Raw genomic sequence first — 1,907 nt, 5'->3', positions numbered from 1 at the left:
GCCGTCGGCGCGCTCCGCGCCGCGCACGCGCTCTTCACCGCCCTGCCCGTCCCGCTCGACGCCCCGCAGGAGGCCGTCCATGCCCAGGACTGACCTGACCGCGCTCGCCGTCCGCCTGGAGGAGTTCCTGGGCTGCCCGCACGACGACTCCTCGGCGATGCCGTTCCGCCGCGTCCTGGAACTGGACGAACGCGAGTCCTACCCCTACGAGTTCGTCAACCCGCTGCGTGCCTGGGGCGTGCCCGAGTACGCCCTGCCGGGGGAGCACGGGGGACGGGCGGGCGACGTGGAGGCCGAGTTCAACCTGGTGCGGCTCATCGCCCGCCGCGACTCGACCACCGCGACCGCCCTGATCATCACCAACCTCGCCTTCATGACCGTGTGGACCGGCGGCAGCCCCGAGCAGCAGGCCGAGTTCGTCACGGCGATCAAGAACGGCCAGCGCCTCTCCTGGGGCCTGTCCGAGCGCGGTTACGGCAGCGACCTGCTGGCCAACGCCATGCGGGCGCGGCCCGTCGAGGGCGGCTACCTGCTCAGCGGCGAGAAGTGGCTGATCGGCAACGCCACCCGGGCCGACGCGATGGTGGTGTTCGCCCGCACGGGGGAGCGCGGCGGCAGCGGCGACTTCTCCGTCCTGGTCCTCGACAAGCGCGCGGCCCCGGCCGGCTCGGTCGTGGAACTGCCCAAGGAGCGCCTGCACGGGATCCGCGGCATGGACCTCAGCGGGGTGCGCGTGGACGAGGTCTTCGTGCCCCGCTCGGCGCTCATCGGCCGGGAGGGGCAGGGCCTGGAGATCGCGCTCAAGGCCGCGCAGGCGGCCAGGGCGCAGATCTCCGGCATGGCGATCTCCGCCGTGGACACCGGGCTCCGGGTGACGCTGGACTTCACCGAGGGCCGCGTCATCCTCGGCAGGACGGTCAGCGACATCCCCTACAGCCGCCGCCAGCTCACCGAGGTGTTCGCCGATCTCATGGTCGCCGACGCCGTGAGCCTGGGCGCGGTGCGCGGGCTCCAGCAGGCCCCGGAACAGGCCAGCGTCCACTCCTCGGTGGCGAAGTACCTGGTGCCCACGATGATGGAACGCGCCATGTCGCAGCTCGCCGTCGTCCTCGGTGCCCGCTACTTCCTGCGCGACCACCCGCACTACGGGGTGTTCCAGAAGATGCTGCGCGACCTGCCGGTGGCGAACTTCGCCGACGGCAACACCGTGGTCAACCTGCGCAACCTCGCCGGGCAGCTCCAGCCGCTGCTGACCCGCCTCGCCGGCGCCACCGGCCCCGAACGCGAGGCGGCGCAGGCGAACGCGGAGGTGCTGTACGGCATGGGCACCGGGCTGCCGACGTACGAGCCCTGGCGCCAGGAGCTGTTCGCGCGGGGCAGGGACGACACCCTGCTGGCCGCCCCGGCCTCCGTCGCCGCGCTGCGCGCCCTCGCGGAGGACGCGAAGGAGGAGGACCAGCGCGGGTGGCTGCGTCGGGCGGCGGACGTCGCCGGGGAACTCCTCGCTCGCACCGCCCCCCTCGGGGAACGGCTGGAGCGGCTGCGCGCGGAACTGGGCCGGGCCTTCGGCAACAGCGCGGAGCTGTTCGACCTGGCGAAGGAGTACTGCCTCCTGCACGCCGCCGCCGCGTGCGTGCACACCTTCGTCCACTCGCACGAGGTGATGGAGGAGCCGCTGCCGAACGGGGCGCTCCTGCTGCTGCAACTGGAGCGGCTGCGGCGGTCGCTGGCACCGCACGAGACGGTCACCGATCCGGCGGTGGTGGACGAGGTGATGCGGGTGCTGCGGCACTTCCACGGCGCCGACCAGCTGTTCTCGCACTGGCAGTTCCCGCTGGCCCCGCGCGCGCTGGACGCGGACACCGTGCGGCGCTGACACCGCGGGCGGGGGCGCCCCGTACGGCCCG

Annotated in this window: 1 protein-coding gene; it reads left to right on the top strand. The window is 73.4% G+C overall.

Translation table 11 applies throughout. The features are described from left to right. Positions 1-79 precede the first annotated feature (79 nt). Positions 80-1,876 (top strand): acyl-CoA dehydrogenase family protein, encoded by a 1,797-nt coding sequence (locus SSBG_RS04725; protein WP_008745076.1) that lies wholly within the window; start codon positions 80-82, stop codon positions 1,874-1,876. Positions 1,877-1,907: the final 31 nt, after the last annotated feature.

This window comes from Streptomyces sp. SPB074 (assembly GCF_000154905.1).
Lineage (GTDB): Bacteria > Actinomycetota > Actinomycetes > Streptomycetales > Streptomycetaceae > Streptomyces.
Note: the sequence above shows the minus strand (reverse complement) of the source record. Positions and strands in the feature narration are given on the sequence as shown.

What these genes read in the sequence shown, in the direction of transcription:
- SSBG_RS04725 (WP_008745076.1), top strand. Translation starts at nt 80, where the DNA reads ATGCCCAGGACTGACCTGACCGCGCTCGCCGTCCGCCTGGAGGAGTTC.